This is a genomic window from Mesorhizobium sp. M8A.F.Ca.ET.021.01.1.1, from assembly GCF_003998025.1.
GTDB lineage: Bacteria > Pseudomonadota > Alphaproteobacteria > Rhizobiales > Rhizobiaceae > Mesorhizobium.
In genome coordinates this window covers 1-4,044 of sequence record NZ_RZSJ01000554.1, presented here as the reverse complement: position 1 = coordinate 4,044, position 4,044 = coordinate 1, and the positions used below count along the sequence as shown (strand labels likewise).

At 63.9% G+C, this 4,044-nt stretch carries 5 protein-coding genes; 2 read left to right on the top strand and 3 right to left on the bottom strand.

What is annotated here, in order from left to right:
* Together EOA36_RS29595 and EOA36_RS29590 are read right to left on the bottom strand one after the other, a co-directional pair.
* A partial coding sequence (locus EOA36_RS29595; RefSeq protein ID WP_127280515.1) for an MFS transporter occupies nt 1-400 on the bottom strand: 400 nt, incomplete at its 3' end.
* Between the two features lie 74 nt (nt 401-474).
* Entirely contained in the window at nt 475-1,665 is a 1,191-nt protein-coding gene (locus EOA36_RS29590; RefSeq protein WP_127280514.1) for an HlyD family secretion protein, read from the bottom strand.
* Nucleotides 1,666-1,793: 128 nt separating this feature from the next.
* Here EOA36_RS29590 and EOA36_RS29585 point away from each other — a divergent pair, with 128 nt between their 5' ends.
* A complete protein-coding gene (locus EOA36_RS29585) occupies nt 1,794-2,513 on the top strand; it encodes a TetR/AcrR family transcriptional regulator (RefSeq protein ID WP_127280513.1) in 720 nt (239 codons plus the stop codon).
* Between the two features lie 146 nt (nt 2,514-2,659).
* Complete coding sequence (locus EOA36_RS29580) at nt 2,660-3,481, top strand: tetratricopeptide repeat protein (RefSeq protein ID WP_245464505.1); 822 nt, start codon at nt 2,660-2,662, stop codon at nt 3,479-3,481.
* 40 nt (nt 3,482-3,521) lie between these two features.
* On the opposite strand, the gene EOA36_RS29575 is transcribed toward EOA36_RS29580, so the two are convergent.
* On the bottom strand, nt 3,522-4,044 hold a 523-nt coding region (locus EOA36_RS29575), incomplete at its 5' end, for a hypothetical protein (RefSeq protein WP_127280512.1).

Below are 4,044 nucleotides of genomic sequence, written 5' to 3'. Positions count from 1 at the left end.
GGATCATGCCGCCGCCGATGAAGCCCTGCACGGCGCGGTAGACGATCATCTGGTCGATGTTGGTGGCGGTCGCGGCCAGCGCGCTGGCCGCGGTGAAGCCCGCGGCCGCGACGGTGAACAGCACGCGCGTCGACAGCATCCGGCTGAGGAAGCCCGACAGCGGGATCATGACCACCTCGGCGATCAGATAGGCTGTCTGCACCCACGGGATCTCGTCGGAACTGGCGCTGAGGCCGGCCTGGATTTCGGCCAGCGAGGCCGAGACGATCTGGATGTCCAGGATCGCCATGAACATGCCGAACACCATCGCCAGGAAGGCAATGACGCGTCGCGTCGAAATCGTGTCGGGAACCGCCGGCATGGCCGGTGGCGATCCTGCGGTGATGGTTGCGGTTGCCATGTCCTAAGCCTCCTTGAGGCAGGCCGGGCGGCCAGGTGCTTCAATCAGCCACCAAGCCGCCCTCCGAAAAGCGATTAGTTACTGGTCGCGGCAGGCGCCGTGCGGCTGTCGACGGCGACGACGACGCTCAAGCCCGCGCGCAGCTTGCCGGTTTTCAGCGCATCGGCCGGCACGTCGATGCGGACCGGCACGCGCTGCACCACCTTGGTGAAGTTGCCGGTGGCGTTTTCCGGCGGCAGCAGCGAGAACACCGCGCCCGACGCCGGCGCCAGCGAGGAGACGGTTCCCTGGATGGGGTGGCCGTCGATGGCGTCCACCGAGATGTTGACCTTTTCGCCGGGAACCAGCCGGGCAAGCTGCGTCTCCTTGAAGTTGGCGACGATGTAGAGCTTGTCCATCGGCACGACCACGGCGAGCTTCTGGCCGGGGCTGACCAGATCGCCCTGTTCGACGGAGCGGTTGCCGACGACGCCGTCATACGGCGCCTTGAGCACGGTGAAAGAGAGATCGCGCGCGGCCTTGTCGCGGCCGAGCTGCAAGGAGGCAAGCGTGCTCGCCGATTCGGCACGCTGTGCCTCGAGCACGCCGATATTGGCCTGCGCAGCGGCGATCTGCGCGTCGGCGCCGACGAGAGCGGCCTTGGCCTGGTCGAGCGCGGTCTGGGCGTCGTCCAGCTGTGCCTGCGTGCCGACATGCGTCTTGACCAGTTGCGCGGCGCGCTGCTGGGCGCGGCCGGCATTGTCGGCGGCGGCCTGGTCGGCGACCTTCTGCGCCTGCGCCTGCTGCAGGGAGGCCTGCGCGGCCTTGGTCTGCGCGTCGATGCGGTCGAGCGTCTTGGCCAGCGTGGCGATCTGCGCCTCGGCCTGGGCAACGGCGATCTTGTAGTCGCCGGCATCGATCGTCAGCAGCGGATCGCCGGCCTTGACCTGCTGGTTCTCGCTGACCAGGAGCTGATCGACATAGCCGGAAATTTTTGGCGAGACGAACGCCATGTCGGCCTGGACATAAGCATCGTCCGTGGAGATCATGAAGCGGCCCGTGGTCCAGTAATCATAGCCGTACCAGGCGCCGCCGCTCAAAAGGGCAAGGCCGATGATCGGCAGCAGGAAAGAGCGCACCGAGCGCTTCTTCTTGGCCGGAGCTTCAGTATCCGGCGGCGGTGCGACGACTGGCTGGACATGCACATCGGGCGCTTCCGTCGCCGGGGCAACCTTGGCGTTGGGGAAAGGGCGGACTTCGGCGGTGACGGACGTATTCGAGGACATGACATCTCTCTAAAGTTATAATACTGAACCGTTCGGTTCGATCTGGGCGTTGACATAGCGCGTAAAGAGGACCATATCAAGGGGCAATCGAACCGGTTGGTTCGAATTATTTTCGGGGTGTGATTTTTATGGTTGAGACTGTGCGCAACGCCGAAGCCGACCAGTGCGAGGATCTGCTCGATGGTCTGCGCCGTGGCCGCCCGGCAGCCGGACAGGATCCGGTCAAGCGCAGCCAGATCATCGACGGTGCCCGCCGCGTCTTCATCGAAAAGGGCTTCGAGGCCGCCTCGATGAACGACATCACGCGCGAGGCCGGTGTCTCCAAGGGCACCATCTATGTCTACTTCGCCAACAAGGAAGAGTTGTTCGAGGCGCTGATCGAGGAAGAGCGCGGCACCATCTTCAAGAACATGTACGACATGCTCGACCGCGCCGACGATTTGCGCCAGACGCTGGTCAAGTTCGGCAAGGTCCTGTCGATGAAGATCACCTCGGCCAGGGTCATCCAGGCGCAGCGCACGGTCATCGGCGCCTCCGACAGGATACCCGACATGGGCGCGCGTTTTTACGAACGCGGGCCCAAGCGCGGCCATGACAAGGTGGTGGTCTTCCTCAACGCCGCCGTCGAGCGCGGCCTGCTCGAGATCGACGATGTCGACCTCGCCGCCTATCAGTTCACCGAACTGTGCCTGGCCGGTCTTTTCCGGCAGTGCATCTTCGCCTACCGCACCAAGGCACCGACCCAGGACGAGATCGATCACATTGTCCGGTCGGGCGTCGGCATGTTCCTCAAGGCCTACGGCACCGAAAGGCTGGCAGAGGAAGAAAACAGCTCACACTCGCCCTGACAGGAATCTCCGAAACGGCCGTCCAGTGGCCGATTTTTTGCGGAGGGCGGCTTGACCTCAAGGCGCGGAGCGTCAACGTCTGGATCTGGGTAGAACCGATCATTCGGCGGAATGGTTCTCGTTCGCGAGCGTGAAGGCAGATCGGGATGGGCGTTCCGAAGCTCCAGAATCAGATGCGACGCATCGTGGCGGACTTCAACGCCGGTCGCCACGAGCAGGCACGGCTGCTTTGCGGGGAGGCTCTTCGCGAGGCGGCTGACGACCCTGCCCTCAACCACCTTATGGCTGCCGTTCTTTTCGCCAAGGGAGAGATATCGGAAGCCCGCGCCCATATCCAGGCAAGTCTGGCGATCCGGGCTGACAACGCATCCGCCCAATTGCTCGCCGGCCGCTTGGCGCGGGCGGTACGGGATTTTGACCAAGCACTGTTCCATCTCGCGCGCGCGGCGGAATTGGCGCCTGGCGCCGCTGTGCTCATCGAGCAGGGGCGCACGCTCGACGAGGCAGGCGACCGGGCCCATGCGCTCGAGGTATGGCGACAGCTGACACTTGCCGATCCCTTTTCGGCGGAGGCGGCAGCACGCCTGGGCCGCATGCTGTTCGAGGACGGAATGCCCGCCGATGCGGCACCCTTGCTGGAGCGGGCCGTAAAGGGAAGCGCGCCCGCATCGGCATGGTTCGACCTCGCCCTTGTCAGGCAGGATCTGCATGATCATGTGGGGGCAGCGGCCGCCTATCGCAAAGCGCTGGAGATACGCCCCGACGACGCCGAGGCGGCGGTCAATCTGGGGGTAGCACTTCAGGAAGCGGGCGATATGGACGCCGCGATCGAGGCCTATCGAACGGCCTACGGGCAGCGCGCCACAACCTTTGGCACCATCGCGATGGCCCTGACGTCAGCGCCGCACGGCAAGCTTTGGATCGATCGCGAAACGTTGAAGGGCTTGCTTGGTAAAAACAAAAATTAGGTCGGGTCGCATTTGGAGCGGCGGCACTCGGATCGGAGCTCTAGCGGGCGCGTTTCACGCGAAACTGCTTACGGTAGACGCCGGGTTCGGCAAGAACATCGGCGACGGTTTTTTCATAGGAGGCTTTGCGTGTGACATCGAAGCTTTCGAAAACGAGTTCGGGCGCGGCGCGCGGCACGGGAAAGCATTGCGCGACCGGCGTGCCCTTCGCCAGCACGCCGGAGAAACCCTGGTCGGTCCAAATCGCCGGGAAATTGATGCCGGCGTCCTGGAAGTGATCCGAATCGACGACACCAGTCACCAGGCGGAAAGGAAGATCATCGCGGTTGACCGGATGGGTGGCGAAGAGGGACCAGCCTTCCTCCAACTCGATCGTCCAGAAACTGTTGAATTTTATCGCCGCCAGCCCATTCGACAACGGTGCGCCGGAGAGCTGTTCGGCGACATGGAAGCTGAGCGGCGAACGCGGGTGGCCCTTCGTTGACGGCTCGGCGATGTCCCGCCGCCATTCAAAGGCCCCGTTCTCAACTGTCACATCGCATGGCAGCAGGATCATGCAGCCA